This is a genomic window from [Pseudomonas] carboxydohydrogena (genome assembly GCF_029030725.1).
Taxonomy (GTDB): domain Bacteria; phylum Pseudomonadota; class Alphaproteobacteria; order Rhizobiales; family Xanthobacteraceae; genus Afipia; species Afipia carboxydohydrogena.
The window spans coordinates 570,672-589,828 of record NZ_CP113162.1 but is presented as its reverse complement, the minus strand read 5'-3'; the positions used below and the strand labels follow the sequence as shown (position 1 = coordinate 589,828).

Here is a 19,157-nt window from a genome sequence, read left to right as displayed (position 1 = left end):
CTACTTGGCAGGCGCGGGAGCCGGCGATGGAGCGGGAACAGGTGCAGGTGCAGGTGCTGGCACCGGAGCAGGCGCGTTGAAATCGACCTTCGGCGCGGTCGAGATCGACTTCTCGTTATCGACAGTGAAGTTCGCCTTGGTCTTGTACCCGAATGCCATCGCGGTCAGGTTGTTCGGGAAGGTGCGGATGTTGACGTTATAGTCCTGCACCGCCTTGATGTAGCGGTTGCGCGCCACCGCGATGCGGTTCTCGGTGCCTTCCAGTTGTGCCATCAGATCGCGGAACAACTGGTCGGACTTGAGCTGCGGGTAGTTTTCGGTGACGACCAGCAGGCGCGACAGCGCGCTCGACAGTTCACCCTGCGCCGCCTGGAATTTCTGCAACGCCGCCGGATCGTTGACGACATCGGGGCCGGCCTGCACGCTGCCGACCCTGGCGCGCGCGTTGGTGACGCCGAGCAGCACGTCTTTCTCCTGCTGCGCGAAACCCTTCACCGAATTGACGAGGTTGGGCACGAGATCCGCCCGGCGCTGATACTGGTTCACCACTTCCGACCAGGCCGACTTCACCTGCTCGTCGTTCTGCTGGATCGCGTTGTATCCGCAATTGGTCAGACTAAGTGTCGCGAGCGCGGCGAGAACCGTCAGCAACCTGCGCATGAAAAATCTCCTGTCATTGGACACGCCCATCCGCGTGCGATGATGGCCGCATCATATATCATCACGACGACTGCATCGCATCACAGCCGCAGGCATCGAACCGGCGAGGCGCGACCTTGTATAGAGGCAGGATAGCGTCAGAGCATCGATGAATAAAATCAATCGATGCCATCGGTTCCACCGATTAATTCAAAATAGATGCTTTTGCCGGATTGTATGCAATCGGGACTGAGTCTTCGCGGGGGCGGGACGTCGGAGAGTTTTCGTCGACCTTGCCGGCAACCAACACAATTGAAATTCAAGGATATTTTCCATGCGCCCGTCGTTCAGAATGGCTTCGATTGCGCTGGCTGGCTTCATGGCCGCCCTACCCACCGCCCACGCCGAGGATGGCGTCTCGACGGACAAGATCGTGCTTGGACAGGCGGCAGCGTTGACCGGTCCGGCAGCGGCCCTGGGACAGGGCATGAAGCTGGGCCTCGAAGCGGCATTCGCCGAGGCCAACAAGGGGGGCGGCATCAAGGGCCGCAAGCTCGAACTCAAGAGCATCGACGACGGCTATGAACCGACGCGCTCGATCGGAGTGGTCAAGAAGCTGCTGGAAGAAGACAAGGTCTTCGCAATCATCGGCACGGTCGGCACGCCGACCGCCGCCGCGATCCTGCCGATCGCAACCAATGCCGGCGTTCCGATGATCGGCGCATTCTCCGGCGTCGAGTTTCTCCGCGAGCCCTATAAGCCGTTGGTGATGAATGTCCGCGCCTCCTACTATCAGGAGACCGAGGCAATGGTCGAACATCTCACCAAGGATCTCGGCTACACCCGTATCGGCATCATGTATCAGGATGACGGCTACGGGCAGGCAGGTCTCGCCGGGCTACAGCGCGCGCTGGAAAAGCGCGGCATGAAACTCGCCGGCGAGGGAACGTACGAACGCAACACGGTCGCGATCAAGGCCGCGCTGCTTGCGGTGCGGAAGGCCAAGCCCGAAGCCGTGGTGATGATCAGCTCCTACAAGCCGGCGGCGGCATTCATCAAGCTGGCGCGCGAGATCAAGTTCGATCCAACCTTCGTCAATGTCTCCTTCGTCGGCTCCGACGCTCTCGCCAAGGAGCTTGGCTCCAATGGTGCGGGCGTGGTCGTGACGCAGGTCGTGCCGTTCCCGCTGGACAATAAAATTCCCGTGGTTGAACGTTATCAGGCGGCCCTCAAATCCGTGGCGCCGGATGCCAAACCCGGCTTCGTATCGCTGGAGGGTTATCTGGTTGGCCGCACATTGATCGCCGGGCTTGAGAAGATCGATGGCGCGCCGACGCGCAAGGGATTGATCGAGGCGGTCCAGAAAGCCAGCCCGATCGACGTCGGCGGCATGAAGCTGTCCTACAGCACCACCAGCAATCGCGGTTCCGATCAGGTCTTCCTGACGGTGATTCAAGCCGACGGCAGCCTGCAAGCGGTCAACCGCTTGCAAAAAACAGGAATGTGACGGCGAAGGCTTCAGTCAAGACAGCAACAATGAATAAGCACGAGCTTCGGGGGATACGATGAAGGCCGTACTGTCGAAATTGCATTTTGGTTTGCGAGGCCGCCTGTTCATGGCGTTCGGATTGGTCGCGGCATTGACCGTGATTGCAAGCCTGAACGCGATATTCTCCTATGTCAGCCTCGGCAATTCTCTCGGCGTCATCGCCAAGCAGAGTCTTCCCGAATTGACGCGGTCTTCCAGCGTCATCAAGGCAGCAGGCGATGTCGGCGCGGCCGCCCCAAGCCTGCTTGCCGCGGCGAACAAAGCCGAGCGCAGCGATGCCCTCAAGGCGCTCACAGCGGCGCGCGAGGAGATGAAACGCAGCATCGGCCTGCTGAGCGCGGATGATGCCGCCAAGCTCGACGGAACGGCCGGACGCATTCTTGAAAACCTGACGCTGCTGGAAAAGTCCGTCACCGAGCGCCAGTCGATCGCCGAAGCCCGTCATGCCCTGATCGGCGAACTGCGCAAGACACACCAGAAGCTCGCAGAAAAACTGATCCCGATTGCGGACGATGTCGCCTTCGCGCTCACGATGGAGCTGGAAAAGACAGCTAACGAGCCCAACCCTGCAACCGTTCACACCACGCTGATGGGGTTGGCGGACAACGAGCTGGGTGCCTTGCAGGCGGTACTGGCCCTGCGCGCCGAATCCAACCTGATGCTCGGCGTCCTCGTCGAGGCCGCCGATCTCGCATCCGCCGATCTGCTGCCGCCGGTGAAGGATCGCTTCAATGCAGCCGCCAATCACATCAACAAGGCGGCGGCGATCCTCAAGGACGCGGAAACGACCAGGCTTGTCGGCCAACTGGTCGCGATCGGACGCGGTTCGAACAATATTTTCGACCTGAAGCAGAAGGAAATCGCGGTCACCAAGGCCGGCGTGGACGTGGTGGCGAAGAACCGCGTGCTCGCAACGGAGTTTGCCAGGGAAGTGGCCGGGCTTGGCCGGCGGAGCGAAGTCGCCGCCGCGGGCGCGGTGCAGGCCTCCCAGGCCGAAATCGGACGCGGCCGGGTCGTGTTGATCACGATCGCCCTTGCGAGCCTGCTCGCGGCGCTGCTGATCGGCTGGTTCTATGTCGGCCGTGGCGTGGTGCGCCGCCTCGTCGGATTATCCCGATCGGACTTGTTCGAGGCGCAAATTCGTCCCATTGGTAGGCTCTCATCTCACCCAACGGGCAACCGATGCGTTTGCTGATCGTGGAAGACAATGTCGAGCTGGCCGGCCTCCTGGCAAAGGGGTTGCGGGCCGCCGGATATGAAGCCGATGTTCTCTCCACCGTTGACGATGCCAGCGCCGCTCTCCGCACTACGTTTTATGCGGCACTCATTCTCGATCTCAGCCTTCCCGATGGCGACGGTCTGGCACTTCTACGCGAGATCAGGCACCGCGACATTCCGATGCCGGTGCTGATTCTGACGGCGCGAGGCGGCTTGCAGGATCGCGTGCATGGATTGCGCAGCGGCGCGGACGACTACCTCGTAAAACCGTTCGCGCTCGAGGAGCTGATTGCGCGCCTCGAAGCGCAGCTACGAAGGCCCGGACATTTGCTGGGAGGCATGCTGCGCATCGCCAATCTGGAGTTCGACACCGGAAACCGCCAGGCTTCGATCAACGGTCAACCGCAGCTTCTCTCGTCGCGGGAAACCGCGGTCCTGGAGCTTCTGATGCGCAGCAAAGGCCGAGTCGTATCGAAGAAACAGGTCGAAGATCATATTTTCGGACATTCCAACGAGATCGCGTCGAACGCAATCGAGGTTTACGTTCATCGGCTGCGGAAACAACTCGCGGATATGGGAGCGAAGGTACAGGTCCATACGGTCCGGGGCGTCGGATATCTCCTTGCGGAGGACAAATAGCATCGATGCCTCAATTCAAATCGATCATTTCGCGAATTGTCATTCTGCATGTCGCCGCGGTCGCCGTAACATCGATCCTGATATCGGTGGCATTGTCCTGGCTCCTCAACTACGCGACCGACAGTATCCATAACCAGGCCATGAAGAAGCAGGCTGCGGCACTGGCCCAGCGCTTGCAAACGATGCCGGATGGCAAGCTCAGCCTGAACCTCACACCGGATCTTCAGGGCCTCTATTCACAGCCCTACGGGCGTTATTCTTATGCAGTGATCGATGGCGAGAACCGCGTACTTTTTTCCTCGCTCAAGGACCACGCCGCGCTGTTTCCGACCCATACAAAATCGAGGAACGTAGAATTCTTTCAGCGCAGCCATGGCTCAGCCACCGTTTCGGGCGTGAGCATCAAAAGGAGTATCGGCGGACATAACTTTTGGATTCAGACAGGCGAAGACCTCGACAACCGTGATGTGCTGACCGACGATATTGTCGCCGAGTTCTTCAGGAAAGTCGGCTGGATCGTCCTCCCCATTCTCCTTGTTTTATTATTCACCGACATTGCAATTTTCCGGCGCGCCCTGAAGCCCCTGCGGCAAGCATCGGAGACCGCCAAAAGAATCGGACCACTGCGTACAGATCTTCGGCTGCCGACCACGGAGATACCGCGTGAGGTCCAGCCTCTCGTGCTGGCGGTCAATCAGGCATTGGACCGTCTCGAGGAAGGTTTCCGCGTCCAGCGCGATTTTACAGCAGATGCGGCTCACGAGCTTCGCACGCCGCTAAGCATCCTGCGAACGCGTATCGAGACTCTCGAAGATCGGCAAATTGGAAATGTTTTGCTCAGCGACATCGACAGCATGGCACGCATCATCAGCCAGTTGCTCGATATAGCGGAACTGGATTCATTCGTGATCGACCCGCACGAGAAGGTCGACCTGCAAATGGCCTGCGCGGAAGTCGTGGAATTTCTCGCACCGATGGCACTGGCGCAGGGAAAGGAGGTTGCATTGATGGGAACGCCGAACCCGGTTCTCATTCACGGCAATGCTGAAATGCTCAATCGCGCCCTCCGGAATCTGGCAGAGAACGCCATCAGACACACACCCTCGGGGTCGGCGGTGGAATTCATCGTCGAGGAAAATGGGACGGTCAGCGTCCTGGATCACGGGCCCGGTATCTCGGATGCGGAACGCGATTTTATCTTTCAACGTTTCTGGCGCCGCGATCGCAATATCACAGGAAGCACTGGCCTGGGCCTTCCAATCGTCCAGCGCATCGTCGAATTGCACGCAGCCGCTCTCACGCTCAGTAGCCGCGAACCCACCGGCGCGTGCTTCTCAATCAAGTTTGCATCGCAAATCGTACAAAAAACTTCCGTCTGACTCCTGCCAGAGTCAACGCTCAACGGTTTTCCGACCAATGTCCGCTTGGGTTAAAACCGACCACCGCAAATCAACAGAATGATGCGGGCGATAAGCCTTATCGGAACGCGTATTTGCACCCTATCGTAACACGGTGCTGAAAACTGACGTAAGTCTTTGATTTAATGGCGCGCCCGAAGAGATTCGAACTCCTGACCCCCAGATTCGTAGTCTGGTGCTCTATCCAGCTGAGCTACGGGCGCGTGTCGCGGATATGGGACGGAGATGCCCTCGCGAGGGGGCATAGCTAGCGGCTCCGGTGCTGATTGGCAAGATCGGTTTTGACAGGATTATGTCCAAGCCATACGGCCCGTTTCACAAGAACCCTCTCAGGGTTTCGTCCAAGGATTCATCCAGAGCAGCCCCCGGTTTCCGCCTTTTCAGGCGCGGGAACGCTCCTGCCGGAGTTGATGCAGCGGAATGGTCCGGTCGGGAATGACGATCCGGAACGTCGCGCCGATCGTCCCCTCCACCAGATCAATCTGCCCGCCATGAGCCTTTATAAGCTCGGCGGCGATTGCAAGACCGAGCCCCGTGCCGCCGTCGCGCGAGGACCCCTGAAACGCCTCGAACAGATGGGCCCGCGCCTGCTCCGGAATGCCGGGGCCGGTATCGGAAATCTCCAGCACGGCGACGGCGCCTTCCCGGCGGCCCGCGATGCGGATCTGCTTCGGCGCAATGTCGGCATGCGGCTGGCCTTCGAGCGCCTGAAACGCGTTGCGCACCAGATTGAGCAGCACGCGGAACAACTGGTCCGGATCGGCATCCACCACGAGACCGCGTTCGATCGCGTTGCTCCAGACGATATCGGGATCGGTGGCGATGCCCGCGGATTCGCGCACCTCGTTGATGATCGGCTCGACCGCCACCATGCGCCGCTCGGGCCGCGCCTCCTGCACCTTGCCGTAGGACAGCGTCGATTGGCAGAACGCGATGGCGCGCTCCAGCGAACGCAATAGCTTCGGCGCAAACCGCTGCACGCGCGGGTCCGGCACGCTCGCGAGCTGGTCGGACAAGAGCTGCGAGGACGCGAGAAGATTGCGCAGATCGTGGTTGATCTTCGACACCGCGAGTCCGAGCGCCGCCAGATGACTTTTCTGATGCAGCATGGACACCAGATCATGCTGCATGTCGGCGAGTTCGCGCTCGGCCACGCCGATCTCGTCCGCGCGGTTCGATGGCACGATCGCGCGATCGGCGCTTTCCGGGTTCTCGTGGAATGCAATGAGATTGGCGGTCATCCGCCGCATCGGCCGCACGAACAGGAAATGCAGGGCGAGATAGATCAGTCCCGCCGTGGCGATGGCGAAGCCGAGCGACAGCAGCAGCACGTTCGAGGAGAAGCGGTACATCGCCCTGCGCAGCGGCGCTTCGTCCACCACCACCTCGATGAACTGCTCGCCCTGCGGCGCCGGCCCGATGATACGGATGACGCCGTCGCCGCGCTCCAGCATCATCGAAAATGAATCGACGATGGCTTCCCACACGTTCATGGTGCGCATGTCGATATCGCGCACCACGGCGGGCGGCATGTCCGCCACCGCGAGCAGGCGGCGCTGCTGGCCGGTCTTGATCGCAACCGCGCGCGCACCGATGCTTTGCAGGATGCTCCGCGCCAGCGAATCCGGGACCATGCCCGCGGGCGCCGCATCAAGCACCAAAGCGGCGGTGTTGGCGGCGGCGATGCGATCGTTCAGGCGGTTGACGCTGAAATTGGCGATCGAGGGCACGTAGATCAGCACCTCGGCGATCATCACGAGCGGGATCGTCAGCAGCAGCAGCTTGCCGGACAGGTTGAGCCGCCCGCGCGGCATCGCCGGCCTCTCCTGCGACGTCATCGGCGGCACGCTTTCAGTCACGATCCGGCTCTTGATTTTCGATCTTCCGCGCCGCCACAGTCGCACCTGCGGCTGGCCCCGTCAAACCCCGGAAATACCTGAAATTGATGGATATTTCAGGGCAACCGCCGTGGGCGGGCGGCAAGAGGGCGATTTGGGCGCTCCGTTGACGAAAACAGCCCGCTCCCGTATAAGCCCGGCCAACTGTCCGCGATGGCCCGGCTCGACCGGGCCGGTTCATTTAAGGACCCTGGTCTTCAAACCTCGGCCCCGCTGAACCCGGACGATACCATTAAACCTGCTCGGCAATTCGAATTTGCTCGGCACTCACTGGGGCGATGCCATCATCGGCAACCGCCCGGTAGCGGAGAACGACCGTGAAGCGGACTTATCAACCCAGCAAACTGGTGCGCAAGCGCCGTCACGGCTTTCGCGCGCGTCTCGCGACCACCGGCGGCCGCAAGGTTCTCGCTGCCCGCCGTGCGCGCGGCCGCAAGCGTCTGAGCGCCTGAACCGGCACCACGATGCGCCGGTTGACAGCATGGACCGGTTGAAAAAACGCGCGGATTTCATTGCCGCAGCCCGAGGCCCCCGCATTGCCCGGCCCGCCTTCGTGGTGCAATCGCGGCTTCGCGACGACACCGGCCCCACCCGCATCGGCTTCACCGTCACAAAAAAAGTCGGCACCGCGACCGAGCGCAACCGCGTTCGCCGCAGGCTGCGCGAAATGGTCCGGCTGGCGGGCGTCATCGCGCCGCCATCGCCGTGCGATTACGTCATCGTCGGCCGGCGCGCCGCGCTCCATCATGAATTCTCCGTCATGATCGAGGATTTCCGTTCCGCACTGATGCGTCTGGCCCGTATGAAGGATCGCACCGGCGATCCCCACGTTTCCCGCCCTTCACCGAAATTCTCTTGAGCCTACCCACGAGACCTGACCGATGACCGAGAATCGCAACACCATCATCGCCGTGCTTTTGTCCGGCCTCGTGCTGCTTGTCTGGCAGTATTTCTACAACATGCCGCAGATGGAGAAGCAGCGCGCCGCGCAGCAGGCCCAGATGCAGGCCGCCAACCCGGCCAACTCCTCGGCACCCGCGGCGACCACGCAGACGCCCGCCGCCGGCAGCGCCGCGCCGACACCCACTTCTCCGAGCGCTGCGCAGCAGCAGGCCGCACCGGTGAGGGACCGTGCCGAGGTGATCGCCTCGTCGCCGCGCGTCAAGATCGACACGCCGAACCTGATCGGCAGCATCGCGCTGAAGGGCGCGCGCATCGACGACGTTTCGCTGGTGAAATACCGCGAGACCGTCGATCCGAAATCTCCGGCTGAGGTGCTGTTCTCGCCCACCGGCACCAAGGCGCCTTACTACGCGGAGTTCGGCTTCGTGCCCGCCGCTGGCGCGAACACCAAAATGCCGGGCCTCGACACGGTCTGGACCCAGCAAGGCTCGAATGCGCTGACGCCCGCGACGCCGGTCGTGCTGACATACGACAACGGCCAGGGCCTCACCTTCACCCGCACCATTTCGGTGGACGACAAATACGTCTTCACCATCCAGGACGATGTCGCCAATTCGGGCACGGCCGCCGCGACGCTCTATCCGTTCGGCCTGATCTCGCGGCACGGCCTGCCGGAAACCTCCGGCTATTACATCCTGCATGAAGGCCCGATCGGCGTTCTCGGCGACAAGGGCCTGCAAGAATACAGCTACAAGAAGATGGACGAGGCCAAGACCTCCGAATTCAAGGTCAGCAATGCCTGGCTCGGCATCACCGACAAATACTGGGCGGCAACGCTGTTGCCCGACCCTGCCGCCGCGCTGACCGCGCGCTTTTCGTCGAACCTGTCCGGCACCACCCGCGTCTACCAGACCGATTACCTGCTCGACCCGGTGACCGTGCAGACCGGCAGTCATACGACCACCACCACACGCCTGTTCGCGGGCGCCAAGGAGGTCTCGACCGTCGATGCCTACGACAAGCAGCTCAAGCTCAACCGTTTTGAACTGCTGATCGACTGGGGCTGGTTCTACTTCATCACCAAGCCGATGTTCTGGACGATCGACCACCTGTATCGCCTGTTCGGCAATTTCGGCGTCGCCATCCTGCTCGTCACCGTGATCGTGAAGGCGATCTTCTTCCCGCTGGCCAACAAGTCCTACGCCTCGATGGCGAAGATGAAGGCCGTGCAGCCGCAACTCGCCGCGCTGAAGGAGAAGTATCCCGACGACAAGGTGAAGCAGCAGCAGGAGATGATGGAGATCTACAAGAAGGAGAAGATCAATCCGATCGCAGGCTGCCTGCCGATCGCGATCCAGATCCCGGTCTTCTTCGCGCTTTATAAAGTGCTGTTCATCACCATCGAGATGCGCCACGCGCCGTTCTTCGGCTGGATTCACGATCTTTCCGCGCCGGACCCGACGCATGTCTTCAACCTGTTCGGCCTGCTGCCTTACGATCCAAGCGCGGTGCCGCTGATCGGCCATTACCTCGCGATCGGCGCGTGGCCGCTGATCATGGGCGTGACGATGTGGTTCCAGATGAAGCTCAATCCCGCGCCGCCGGATGCGACGCAGAAGATGATCTTCGACTGGATGCCCGTGATCTTCACCTTCATGCTGGCGTCCTTCCCCGCCGGTCTTGTGATCTACTGGGCCTGGAACAACCTGCTGTCGGTGCTCCAGCAGAGCGCGATCATGAAAAAGAACGGCGTGAAGATCGAGCTGTTCGACAATCTGAAATCGACCTTCGCGGGAAAGAAAAGCGGGTAGCTGTCCTCTGACAAGCTCCAGCACCTATCATCATGCCCGGTCTTGTGCCGGGCATGACCATTTTTATAGTCTCGAAAGACCATGATGACCGAACCCGACGCCGAACTGATTGAATCCGGCCGCAAGCTGTTCGCCGGCGACTGGCAGTTCTTCTGGGCGTCACCCTCCATCGAGACGCTGCCGCCGATGCAGGGCGTCGAGATCGCCTTCGCCGGCCGCTCCAATGTCGGCAAGTCGAGCCTCATCAACGCGCTGACCAACCGCAACGCGCTGGCCCGCACCTCGCACACGCCGGGCCGAACGCAGGAATTGATCTTTTTCAAGGGGCCGGGGCCGCTCGACGCGCGCACGCCCGAACTGCGGCTCGTCGATATGCCGGGCTATGGCTACGCCTCCGCGCCGAAGACCCAGATCGCGTCTTGGACCAAGCTGATCCATAACTTCCTGCTCGGACGCGCCAGCCTCGCGCGCGTCTATGTGCTGATCGACTCCCGCCACGGCTTCAAGGATGCCGACAACGAGGTGCTGACCACGCTGGATAAAGCCGCCGTCAGCTACCAGATCGTGCTGACCAAGGCGGATCAGGTGAAGAAATCCGCGCTCGAACAGACCATGGCCACGATGGCTTCCAGCCTGCGCAAGCACCCGGCCGCCTTTCCCGAGATGCTGGTGACATCGTCACGCGACGGCGGCGGCATGGCCGGGATGCGCGCGGCCATCGTCAAACTTCTAAGGGAGCGGGCATGATGTCCACCTTGTCGCTGCGGATCGCTGTCATCTTTGCGGGCCTGATGGGCGCCACCGGCGTCGCGCTGGCCGCCGCCGCCGCGCATCTGGCGGATGCGCGGCATCTGGGCATCGCATCCTCGATGCTGCTGTTCCACGCCTGCGCGGTGGTCGGCGCGGTGCTGCTGGTCAATCAAGGTCTGGTGAGACGGCGGCTCGGACTGACCGCCGCTTACGGATTCGTGCTCGCCGGTATTCTTTTCGGCGGCGACCTCGTGTCGCTGCACTATGCCGGTCACGGCCTTTTCCCGATGGCGGCGCCGACCGGCGGCACCCTGTTCATCGTCTGCTGGCTGATGCTGGCAGCCGGAGCTCTCGCGCCCGGACGCCCGCGCGCCTGAGGTGCTTTGCACCGTCACATCAATCGGCTAAACCCTTTCCGCCCGGCCAAATCTTATGGGCCGCCCGCCATTCAAGGTTCGCTTCATGTCCGAGATCAGCCCGCAGGATCAGGCCCGCATTCTGTCCGAAGCGCTGCCGCATATGCAGCAGTACGACGAGGAAACCATCGTCATTAAGTATGGCGGCCACGCCATGGGCGAGGAAAACCTCGCCCGCGAGTTCGCCCGCGACATCGTGCTTCTGGAGCAGACCGCGATCAATCCGGTGGTGGTGCACGGCGGCGGTCCGCAGATCGCCACCATGCTGGCGCGCCTCGGCATCAAGTCCGAATTCGCGGCCGGCCTGCGCATCACCGATGCCTCCGCCATCGAGATCGTCGAGATGGTGCTGGCGGGTTCGATCAACAAGCAGATCGTCAGCCACATCAACGCGGCGGGCGGCAAGGCCGTCGGCCTAAGCGGCAAGGACGGCAATATGGTCACCGCCGTGAAGGCGACGCGCACCATGGTCGATCCGGATTCCAACATCGAGAAGGCGATCGACCTCGGCTTCGTTGGCGAGCCGGACAAGGTCGATCTCGCATTGCTGAACCAGTTGATCGGCCACGAGCTGATCCCGGTGCTGGCGCCGCTTGCGGCGTCCTCCGATGGACAGACCTACAACGTCAACGCCGACACCTTCGCGGGGGCGGTCGCGGGAGCGCTGCGGGCAAAGCGCCTGCTGCTGTTGACCGATGTTCCCGGCGTGCTCGACAAATCGAAGAAGCTCATTCCCGAACTGTCGATCAAGGATGCGCGCGCGCTGATCGCGGACGGCACCATTTCCGGCGGCATGATCCCGAAGGTCGAGACCTGCATCTATGCGCTGGAAGCGGGCGTCGAAGGTGTCGTCATTCTGGATGGCAAGACCCCGCACGCCGTGCTGCTGGAGCTGTTCACCAATCAGGGCACCGGCACGCTGATGTACAAATGACGGAGCGGGCGCGGCGCGCCGCTTCAGAAGAAATCATGACGGACAGACGCGGCTTCGGCCATATCGACACCTGGGTGTTCGATCTCGACAACACCCTTTATCCGCATCACGTCAATCTGTGGCAGCAGGTCGATGGCCGCATCCGCGATTTCGTCGCGGACCGGCTCAAGGTCGAGGCCGCCGAAGCCTTCCGCATCCAGAAGGATTATTATCGCCGCTACGGCACCACGATGCGCGGCATGATGACCGAGCACGGCGTCAGCCCCGACGACTTTCTGGCTTACGTCCACGACATCGATCACTCGCCGCTGGAGCCCAACCCGGCGATGGGACAGGCGCTGGCCAAACTGCCCGGCCGCAAACTGATCCTGACCAACGCCTCCGTCGCCCATGCCGAGAAGGTGCTGGAGCGGCTTGCTCTCGGCGTCACCTTCGACGGCGTGTTCGACATCATCTCCGCCGAGTTCGAGCCGAAGCCCGCGCGCCAGACTTACCGGCGCTTCCTCGATCTGCACGGCGTCGATGCCGGGCGCGCGGCGATGTTCGAGGACCTCGCCCGCAATCTCGCGATCCCGCATGAGTTCGGCATGACCACCGTATTGGTGGTGCCGGACGGCACCAGGGAGGTCGTGCGCGAAGCGTGGGAAATGGAGGGCCGCGACGCCCCCCACGTCGACCATGTCACCGAAAACCTGACAGGATTTCTGGCGCAATTAGCGAAGTCCTGATCGCGCCCGCCTTGCTCTCCCCGGAAAATTCCGTCAAAGATCGTCTGCAATTATGCAGGCCATCTGCAATTCCTATCCATCTGATTTTCCAAGGAAACCGATGTCTCTCTCCGCCCTCGAAACCACGCTGAACACTGCTTTCGACGCCCGCGACACCGTCAACGCCTCGACCAAGGGCGAGGTGCGCGACGCCGTGGAGCTGGCGCTCGACATGCTCGACAAGGGCGAGGCGCGGGTCGCGGAGCCGCAGGCGAACGGGCAGTGGAAGGTCAATCAGTGGCTGAAGAAGGCCGTGCTGCTGTCGTTCCGGCTGAACGACATGGCGCCGATTCCCGGCGGCCCCGGCGGCGCGCACTGGTGGGACAAGGTGCCCTCGAAGTTCGAGGACTATTCCGAGCAGAGCTTCCGCGAAGCGGGCTTCCGTGCGGTGCCGGGCGCGATTGTCCGCCGCTCCGCCTTCATCGGCAAGAACGTCGTGCTGATGCCGTCCTTCGTCAATCTCGGCGCCTATGTCGATGAGGCGACCATGATCGATACATGGTCCACCGTCGGCTCCTGCGCGCAGATCGGCAAGCACGTCCACATCTCCGGCGGTGTCGGCATCGGCGGCGTGCTCGAGCCGCTACAAGCCGGTCCGGTCATCATCGAGGACGATTGTTTCATCGGCGCGCGCTCGGAAGTGGCCGAGGGCGTCATCGTGCGCAAGGGCGCGGTGCTGTCGATGGGCGTGTTCATCGGCGCATCGACCAAGATCATCGACCGCGCCACCGGCGAGACGTTTGTCGGCGAAGTGCCCGCCTATTCGGTGGTGGTGCCGGGCTCGCTGCCCGGCAAGCCGATGAAGGACGGCACGCCCGGCCCGTCGCTGTATTGCGCGGTGATCGTCAAGCGGGTGGACGAGAAGACCCGCTCGAAGACCTCCATCAACGAATTGTTGCGCGACTGATCCCATGAGCAAGGCGCTCGACATCGCCCGCGACCTGCTGCGTTGCCCTTCGGTGACGCCGGCGGATGCGGGCGCGCTCGGCGTTCTTGAAAAGCTTTTGAAGGACGCGGGTTTTGAAACCCATCGCCTGACCTTTACCGAGCCGGGCGCGGACGACACCGACAACCTCTACGCCCGGATCGGCACCAGCGCACCACACATCACCTTCGCGGGCCACACCGACGTGGTGCCTCCGGGCAATGACGCGGCATGGTCGCACGATGCGTTCGCGGGCGAGGTCGATGGCGGCGTACTGTACGGGCGCGGCGCGGTCGACATGAAGGGCGCGATTGCCTGTTCGGTCGCGGCCGTGCTGGATTATCTGCAAGCGAACGATGGACACCCGAAAGGCTCGATTTCTTTCCTTATCACCGGCGACGAGGAAGGCCCCGCCGTCAACGGCACGGTGAAGTTGCTCGACTGGGCGGCGAAGCGCGGCGAAAAATTCGACCATTGTCTGCTCGGCGAGCCGAGCAACGTCAACGCACTCGGCGATTGCATCAAGGCCGGGCGGCGCGGCTCGCTGTCCGGGACGCTCATCGTCGAAGGCAGGCAGGGCCACGCCGCCTATCCCGACCGCGCGCACAATCCGCTGCCGGACATCGCGGCGCTGGTCAGCGCGCTGAACGCCGACCCGCTCGATCAGGGCAGCGAACATTTCCCGCCGTCGAATCTGGAATTTCTCTCGATCGACACCGGAAACCCGGCGTGGAACGTGATCCCCGCGCAGGCACGGGCGCGCTTCAACATCCGCCATAATGACAGCCGCACGCAGGACGCGCTGCGCAAGTTGATCGAGGAACGCGTCGAAAAACTTTCCGGCAACCGCATCACCGCGCGCATCGAATGGGAGCCGTCGAACGCAGACGCCTTCCTGACGCAGCCCGGCGCGTTCACCGATCTCGTCACCGGCGCGATCAGCGAGGTCACCGGCCGCACGCCGAAACTCGACACCGGCGGCGGCACCTCGGATGCGCGTTTCATCACGCATTATTGCCCGGTGCTGGAATTCGGCCTCGTCGGCCAGACCATGCACCAGATCGACGAGCGCACGCCGGTCGCCGATCTCGAAGCCCTGACGAAAATCTATCGCGGCGTGCTGGATCGCTACTTCAAGTGAGGGCGCGCGCATGAGCGGCAACATCCTCGTTCTCACCGCCATCGACGACGAACTCGACAAGGCGCGCGCGCCGGACGGCGTCGAAGTGATCTACACCGGCGTCGGCAAGGTCAACGCGGCAAGCGCTGCGACGCTCGCGCTTTTAGTGCTGCGCCCGCGCCTCGTCGTCAATTACGGCACCGCCGGGAAAATTCACAAGATGCACAACGGCCTCGTCGAGGTCGCCCATGTTATTCAACGCGACATGATGGCGATGCCGCTAGCACCGCGCGGGCGCACGCCATTTTCACCGGAGATCGATCGTCTGTCCTCCGGGCACGACGGCGTGATCTGCGGCACCGGCGACAGTTTCGTCACCGCGGCCGATCCATGGCTGGTCGAGAACAACGTCGATATCGTCGACATGGAGCTTTACGCCATCGCCCATGTCTGCCAGCGTCATTCGATGCCGTGGCGCGCGTTCAAGTTCATCACCGACGAGGCCGACGACAACGCCGCCGATCACTGGCAGGACAACGTCAAAGACGGCGAAGAACTGTTCTGGGATGCGATGAAGCCGCTGCTCGCGCAGACCGCTCAGTAATCCACCTTCACCAGATATAGCCCGTCCGGCGGTGCGACCGGACCACAGGCGGCGCGATTGCGCGCATTGAGCGCCTTGCGCATGTCGTCAGCATTCCAGCGCCCATGCCCGACCCAGACCAATGAGCCGACCATCGAGCGGACCTGGCTGTGCAGGAACGAACGTGCGGAGGTGATGATGTTGACGGCATCGCCGTGGCGCACGACATCAAGCTGATCGAGCGTCTTCTCCGGCGACTTCGCCTGACATTCGGTGTCGCGGAATGTCGTGAAATCGTGCTTGCCGATCAGCACCTGCGCGGCGTCCTGCATTTTCGCGACATCGAGCGGCCGCGCCACGCGCCACGCATGATTCACATCGAGCGCGAGGTTCGCGCGGCGGTTGCTGATGCGATAGATGTAGTGCCGCTTGAGCGCCGAGAACCTCGCCTCGAACGTCTCCGGCACGATCTCCGCCGACAACACGCCGATGGGATGCGGCCGCAGATGCGCGTTCAGCGCGTCACGCACGCGATCGGCGCGATAGGTTTTTTCCAGATCGATATGCGCGACCTGCCCCAGCGCATGCACGCCGGCATCGGTGCGGCCCGCGCCATTCACGCGCACACGGCTTCCCGTCATTGCATGGACGGCATCTTCCAGCGCGCCCTGTACCGATGGGCCGTTGTCCTGATACTGCCAGCCACAAAACGGCGTGCCGTCATATTCGATGATGAGCTTGTAGCGCGGCATCAGACCACACGCAGCGGTGGCGACAACGGTGTACCGCGCAGAAAGTCCGCCGCCATCATCGGCTGCTTGCCCGCGCGCTGGATTTGAATAAGGCGGATCGCGCCACTCCCACATGCGATTGTCAGCCGATCGTCGAGCAGCGCGCCCGGCGCGCCTGAGCCTTTCGCCAGTTCACACCGCAACACCTTGATGCGAACCGGCGCGCCATCGATCTCCACCTCGAACCACGCGCCAGGAAACGGCGACAGACCATGGATATGTCGCAGCACCTCGCGCGCGGGTTTCGTCCAGTCGATCTTCGCCTCAAGCTTGCCGATCTTGGCGGCGTAGGTGACACCCGGTTCATCCTGCGGCGTAAGAGCGAGACGGCCCTGCTCCAGCGCGGCCATCGCCCGCACCATGAGGTCCGCACCGCGCGGCGCGAGCGCGTCGTGCAGATCCTGCGCGGTCATCTCGTCCGTGATCGGCAGGCGGTCCGTCATCGCGACATCGCCGGTATCGAGCCCGACGTCCATCTTCATCACCATGACACCGGATTCGGCATCGCCCGTCATGATGGCGCGCTGGATCGGCGCGGCGCCGCGCCAGCGCGGCAGCAGCGAGGCATGAAGGTTGAAGCAGCCCAGCGGCACAGCGTTGAGAATATTTTCGGGCAGGATCATGCCGTAGGCGACGACGACTGAGGCATCGGCCTTGTGGGAGCGAAATTCGACTTCCGCTTCCGGTGTCTTCAGCGTGGACGGCGTCAGCACGGCAAGGCCCAGTTCGCGCGCCGCTCGCTCCACAGGCGTGGGCTGCAATTTCATGCCGCGCCCTGCGGGCTTGGCCGCGCGGGTATAGACCGCCACGATCTCGTGGCCGTGCGCATGCAGCGCGCGTAGCGTCGGCACCGCGAAATCCGGCGTGCCCATGAAGATCAGACGAAGCGGCATGAGGCTCGCTGTTACTTCGCCGCGAGTTTCGCGGCCTTGGTGAACTTCTTCATCACGCGGTCGCGCTTGAGCTTGGACAGATAGTCGATGAACAGAACGCCGTTGAGATGATCGATCTCGTGCTGGATGCAGGTCGCGAACAACCCTTCCGCATCCTCCTCATGCACCTTGCCGTCGAGGTCCATGAAGCGCACACGCACCGATGCCGCCCGCTCGACTTCCTCATAATATTCCGGGATCGACAGGCAACCTTCCTCGTAAACCGAAAAATCCTCGGACTTCGACAGAATTTCCGGATTGATGAAGACTCGCGGCGCCTTCTCGCCCTCCTTCTTGGCGAGGTCCATGGTGATCAGCCGCAACGGCACCGCCACCTGGATGGCGGCGAGTCCGATGCCCGGCGCGTCGTACATGGTTTCGAACATGTCCTCGGCGAGCGCGCGCACCTCGGGCGTGATCTTGGCGACAGGATCGGAGACAGCGCGCAGGCGCTTGTCAGGAATGCTGATGATGTCACGAATGGCCATGCCCGCGATGTAATCGCTGCGCGTTTCGCGGTCAAACGGCCCATGCGGACTCGCGCCCGGCGCGGCCGAAATAAATTATTAACCATAAATGTTCCCTATTCGTTCGCACCGCATTCCGAATCGCGCTACAGTGCCGCGATGAACGAGATCCTGTTTTCCATCGGCGACCTTCCCGTCCGCACCGGCGCGGCCCTGCTCGGCTTCGGCGTGCTCGCGCTTGTTCTGCTCGCGATCATCGCGCTCATCATGTCCCTCTCGGGACGCCGAAGCGCTGCGCTCGCCATGGCGCAGGCGATCCGCGCCGACGAGATGGAGGAGCGCCTCAGCGAGGTGCTGCGCACCCAGAACGAAGCCGCGGGCCGCGTGCACGAGATGGGACAGGCGCTTGTCGGGCGGCAGGCCGAGATGGCGCGCGCAGTGAACGAGCGGCTGGATTCGGTGACGCACCGCGTCGGCCAGTCCATGGAGCAGACCACGCGCAACACCATGGACAGCCTGCGCGCGCTGCACGAGCGCCTCGGCATCATCGACAACGCACACAAGAACCTCACCGATCTCACCACGCAGGTCACGACGCTGCGCGACGTGCTCGCCAACAAGCAGGCGCGCGGCGCGTTCGGGCAGGCGCGGATGGAAGCCATCGTGCAAGACGGGCTACCGAAAGGCTCCTTCGCCTTCCAGCACACACTGACCAACAACAAGCGCCCGGATTGCGTGGTGTTCCTGCCCGACCAGCGGCCACTTTGCATCGACGCGAAATTTCCGCTCGAAGCCGTCACCGCGCTGCGCGAGGCGAAAACCGACGACGAGAAGAAATTTGCTTCGCAGCGGCTGCGGCAGGACGTGATGAAGCACGTCTCCGACATTGCCGAGAAATATCTCGTTCCCGGCGAGACGCAGGACACGGCATTGATGTTCGTGCCGTCCGAATCCGTCTATGCGGAAATCCACGATGGCTTCGACGACGTCGTGCAGAAAGCCTATCGCGCCCGCGTCGTGCTGGTATCGCCCTCGCTCCTGATGCTCGCGATCCAGGTGATGCAGCAGATTTTGAAAGATGCGCGCATGCGCGACGCGGCGGATCAGATCCGCACCGAGGTCATGAACATGATGACCGACATCGAGCGGCTGCGCGACCGCGTCAGCAAGCTCGGAGGCCATTTTGATCAGGTCAACGAGGATGTCCGTCAGGTGCTGATCTCGGTCAACAAGATCGGCAAGCGCGCAGCCAGGATCGAGGAACTCGATTTCGAGAAGACTGACGCGTCCGAGACAGCCAAGGCCAGCGGCGGCTCCGACCTGTTTCCCGCGCAACCGCGTCGGTTGCAGGCGGGGGAGTGACATCCCAATGAGGCGGTCCCCGTGCGGGCGGGGAA

20 protein-coding genes and 1 tRNA gene are annotated in these 19,157 nt (G+C 62.5%); 15 read left to right on the top strand and 6 right to left on the bottom strand.

Translation table 11 applies throughout. The features are described from left to right. Complete coding sequence (locus AFIC_RS02825; protein WP_275247671.1) at positions 1-660, bottom strand: LemA family protein; 660 nt, start codon at positions 658-660, stop codon at positions 1-3. 313 nt (positions 661-973) lie between these two features. Between AFIC_RS02825 and AFIC_RS02820 the strand changes: the two genes are divergently transcribed. Genes AFIC_RS02820 through AFIC_RS02805 form a run of 4 tightly spaced genes read left to right on the top strand, consistent with a single transcriptional unit; the run spans position 974 to position 5,424 of the window. Then, positions 974-2,146 carry an ABC transporter substrate-binding protein gene (locus AFIC_RS02820; RefSeq protein ID WP_275247670.1) on the top strand — a complete coding sequence of 391 codons (1,173 nt, stop codon included), beginning with the start codon at positions 974-976 and terminating at the stop codon, positions 2,144-2,146. Between the two features lie 58 nt (positions 2,147-2,204). Then, positions 2,205-3,383, top strand: coding sequence for a hypothetical protein (locus tag AFIC_RS02815; RefSeq protein WP_275247669.1), 1,179 nt, complete (start codon positions 2,205-2,207; stop codon positions 3,381-3,383). Next, the gene (locus tag AFIC_RS02810) at positions 3,371-4,045 is read left to right on the top strand and encodes a response regulator transcription factor (protein ID WP_275247668.1); all 675 of its coding nucleotides are present in this window, start codon (positions 3,371-3,373) and stop codon (positions 4,043-4,045) included. The genes AFIC_RS02815 and AFIC_RS02810 overlap by 13 nt, the downstream gene beginning before the upstream one ends. Positions 4,046-4,050: 5 nt before the next feature. Next, on the top strand, positions 4,051-5,424 hold the full coding sequence (locus tag AFIC_RS02805; RefSeq protein ID WP_275247667.1) for a sensor histidine kinase: 1,374 nt from the start codon (positions 4,051-4,053) through the stop codon (positions 5,422-5,424). 165 nt (positions 5,425-5,589) lie between these two features. Here AFIC_RS02805 and AFIC_RS02800 read toward each other — a convergent pair. Both AFIC_RS02800 and AFIC_RS02795 read right to left on the bottom strand, forming a co-directional pair. Continuing rightward, positions 5,590-5,666, bottom strand: a tRNA-Arg gene (locus AFIC_RS02800). A gap of 177 nt (positions 5,667-5,843) precedes the next feature. Continuing rightward, the gene (locus AFIC_RS02795) at positions 5,844-7,277 is read right to left on the bottom strand and encodes an ATP-binding protein (RefSeq protein WP_275248621.1); all 1,434 of its coding nucleotides are present in this window, start codon (positions 7,275-7,277) and stop codon (positions 5,844-5,846) included. A gap of 401 nt (positions 7,278-7,678) precedes the next feature. On the opposite strand from AFIC_RS02795, the gene rpmH reads away from it, so the two are divergent. From rpmH to AFIC_RS02745, 10 genes are all read left to right on the top strand, one after another. Further along, a complete protein-coding gene (gene rpmH, locus AFIC_RS02790; RefSeq protein WP_006609582.1) occupies positions 7,679-7,813 on the top strand; it encodes a 50S ribosomal protein L34 in 135 nt (44 codons plus the stop codon). 29 nt (positions 7,814-7,842) lie between these two features. Beyond that, entirely contained in the window at positions 7,843-8,220 is a 378-nt protein-coding gene (gene rnpA / locus AFIC_RS02785; protein WP_275247666.1) for a ribonuclease P protein component, read from the top strand. Positions 8,221-8,242: 22 nt separating this feature from the next. Further along, positions 8,243-10,075, top strand: coding sequence for a membrane protein insertase YidC (gene yidC / locus AFIC_RS02780; protein WP_275247665.1), 1,833 nt, complete (start codon positions 8,243-8,245; stop codon positions 10,073-10,075). Positions 10,076-10,156: 81 nt separating this feature from the next. Next, entirely contained in the window at positions 10,157-10,822 is a 666-nt protein-coding gene (yihA, locus tag AFIC_RS02775) for a ribosome biogenesis GTP-binding protein YihA/YsxC (protein ID WP_275247664.1), read from the top strand. Next, positions 10,819-11,202: a DUF423 domain-containing protein gene (locus AFIC_RS02770; protein WP_275247663.1), complete on the top strand. Its 384-nt coding sequence runs from the start codon at positions 10,819-10,821 to the stop codon at positions 11,200-11,202. The genes yihA and AFIC_RS02770 overlap by 4 nt, the downstream gene beginning before the upstream one ends. A gap of 85 nt (positions 11,203-11,287) precedes the next feature. Continuing rightward, on the top strand, positions 11,288-12,175 hold the full coding sequence (gene argB / locus AFIC_RS02765) for an acetylglutamate kinase (protein WP_275247662.1): 888 nt from the start codon (positions 11,288-11,290) through the stop codon (positions 12,173-12,175). Between the two features lie 35 nt (positions 12,176-12,210). Then, positions 12,211-12,903: a pyrimidine 5'-nucleotidase gene (locus AFIC_RS02760; protein ID WP_275247661.1), complete on the top strand. Its 693-nt coding sequence runs from the start codon at positions 12,211-12,213 to the stop codon at positions 12,901-12,903. Positions 12,904-13,003: 100 nt separating this feature from the next. After that, positions 13,004-13,849, top strand: a complete 846-nt coding sequence (gene dapD / locus AFIC_RS02755; RefSeq protein ID WP_275247660.1) for a 2,3,4,5-tetrahydropyridine-2,6-dicarboxylate N-succinyltransferase — start codon at positions 13,004-13,006, stop codon at positions 13,847-13,849. Between the two features lie 4 nt (positions 13,850-13,853). Beyond that, positions 13,854-15,008, top strand: a complete 1,155-nt coding sequence (gene dapE / locus AFIC_RS02750) for a succinyl-diaminopimelate desuccinylase (RefSeq protein WP_275247659.1) — start codon at positions 13,854-13,856, stop codon at positions 15,006-15,008. A gap of 10 nt (positions 15,009-15,018) precedes the next feature. Next, positions 15,019-15,591 carry a phosphorylase family protein gene (locus AFIC_RS02745; protein WP_275247658.1) on the top strand — a complete coding sequence of 191 codons (573 nt, stop codon included), beginning with the start codon at positions 15,019-15,021 and terminating at the stop codon, positions 15,589-15,591. On the opposite strand, the gene truA is transcribed toward AFIC_RS02745, so the two are convergent. Genes truA through def form a run of 3 tightly spaced genes read right to left on the bottom strand, consistent with a single transcriptional unit; the run spans position 15,585 to position 17,781 of the window. Continuing rightward, entirely contained in the window at positions 15,585-16,322 is a 738-nt protein-coding gene (gene truA, locus AFIC_RS02740) for a tRNA pseudouridine(38-40) synthase TruA (RefSeq protein ID WP_275247657.1), read from the bottom strand. The genes AFIC_RS02745 and truA overlap by 7 nt on opposite strands. Then, positions 16,322-17,254: a methionyl-tRNA formyltransferase gene (gene fmt, locus AFIC_RS02735; RefSeq protein WP_275247656.1), complete on the bottom strand. Its 933-nt coding sequence runs from the start codon at positions 17,252-17,254 to the stop codon at positions 16,322-16,324. The genes truA and fmt overlap by 1 nt, the downstream gene beginning before the upstream one ends. 11 nt (positions 17,255-17,265) lie before the next feature. Beyond that, the gene (gene def / locus AFIC_RS02730) at positions 17,266-17,781 is read right to left on the bottom strand and encodes a peptide deformylase (RefSeq protein WP_275247655.1); all 516 of its coding nucleotides are present in this window, start codon (positions 17,779-17,781) and stop codon (positions 17,266-17,268) included. Between the two features lie 138 nt (positions 17,782-17,919). Here def and AFIC_RS02725 point away from each other — a divergent pair, with 138 nt between their 5' ends. Continuing rightward, the gene (locus tag AFIC_RS02725; RefSeq protein ID WP_275247654.1) at positions 17,920-19,122 is read left to right on the top strand and encodes a DNA recombination protein RmuC; all 1,203 of its coding nucleotides are present in this window, start codon (positions 17,920-17,922) and stop codon (positions 19,120-19,122) included. Positions 19,123-19,157: the final 35 nt, after the last annotated feature.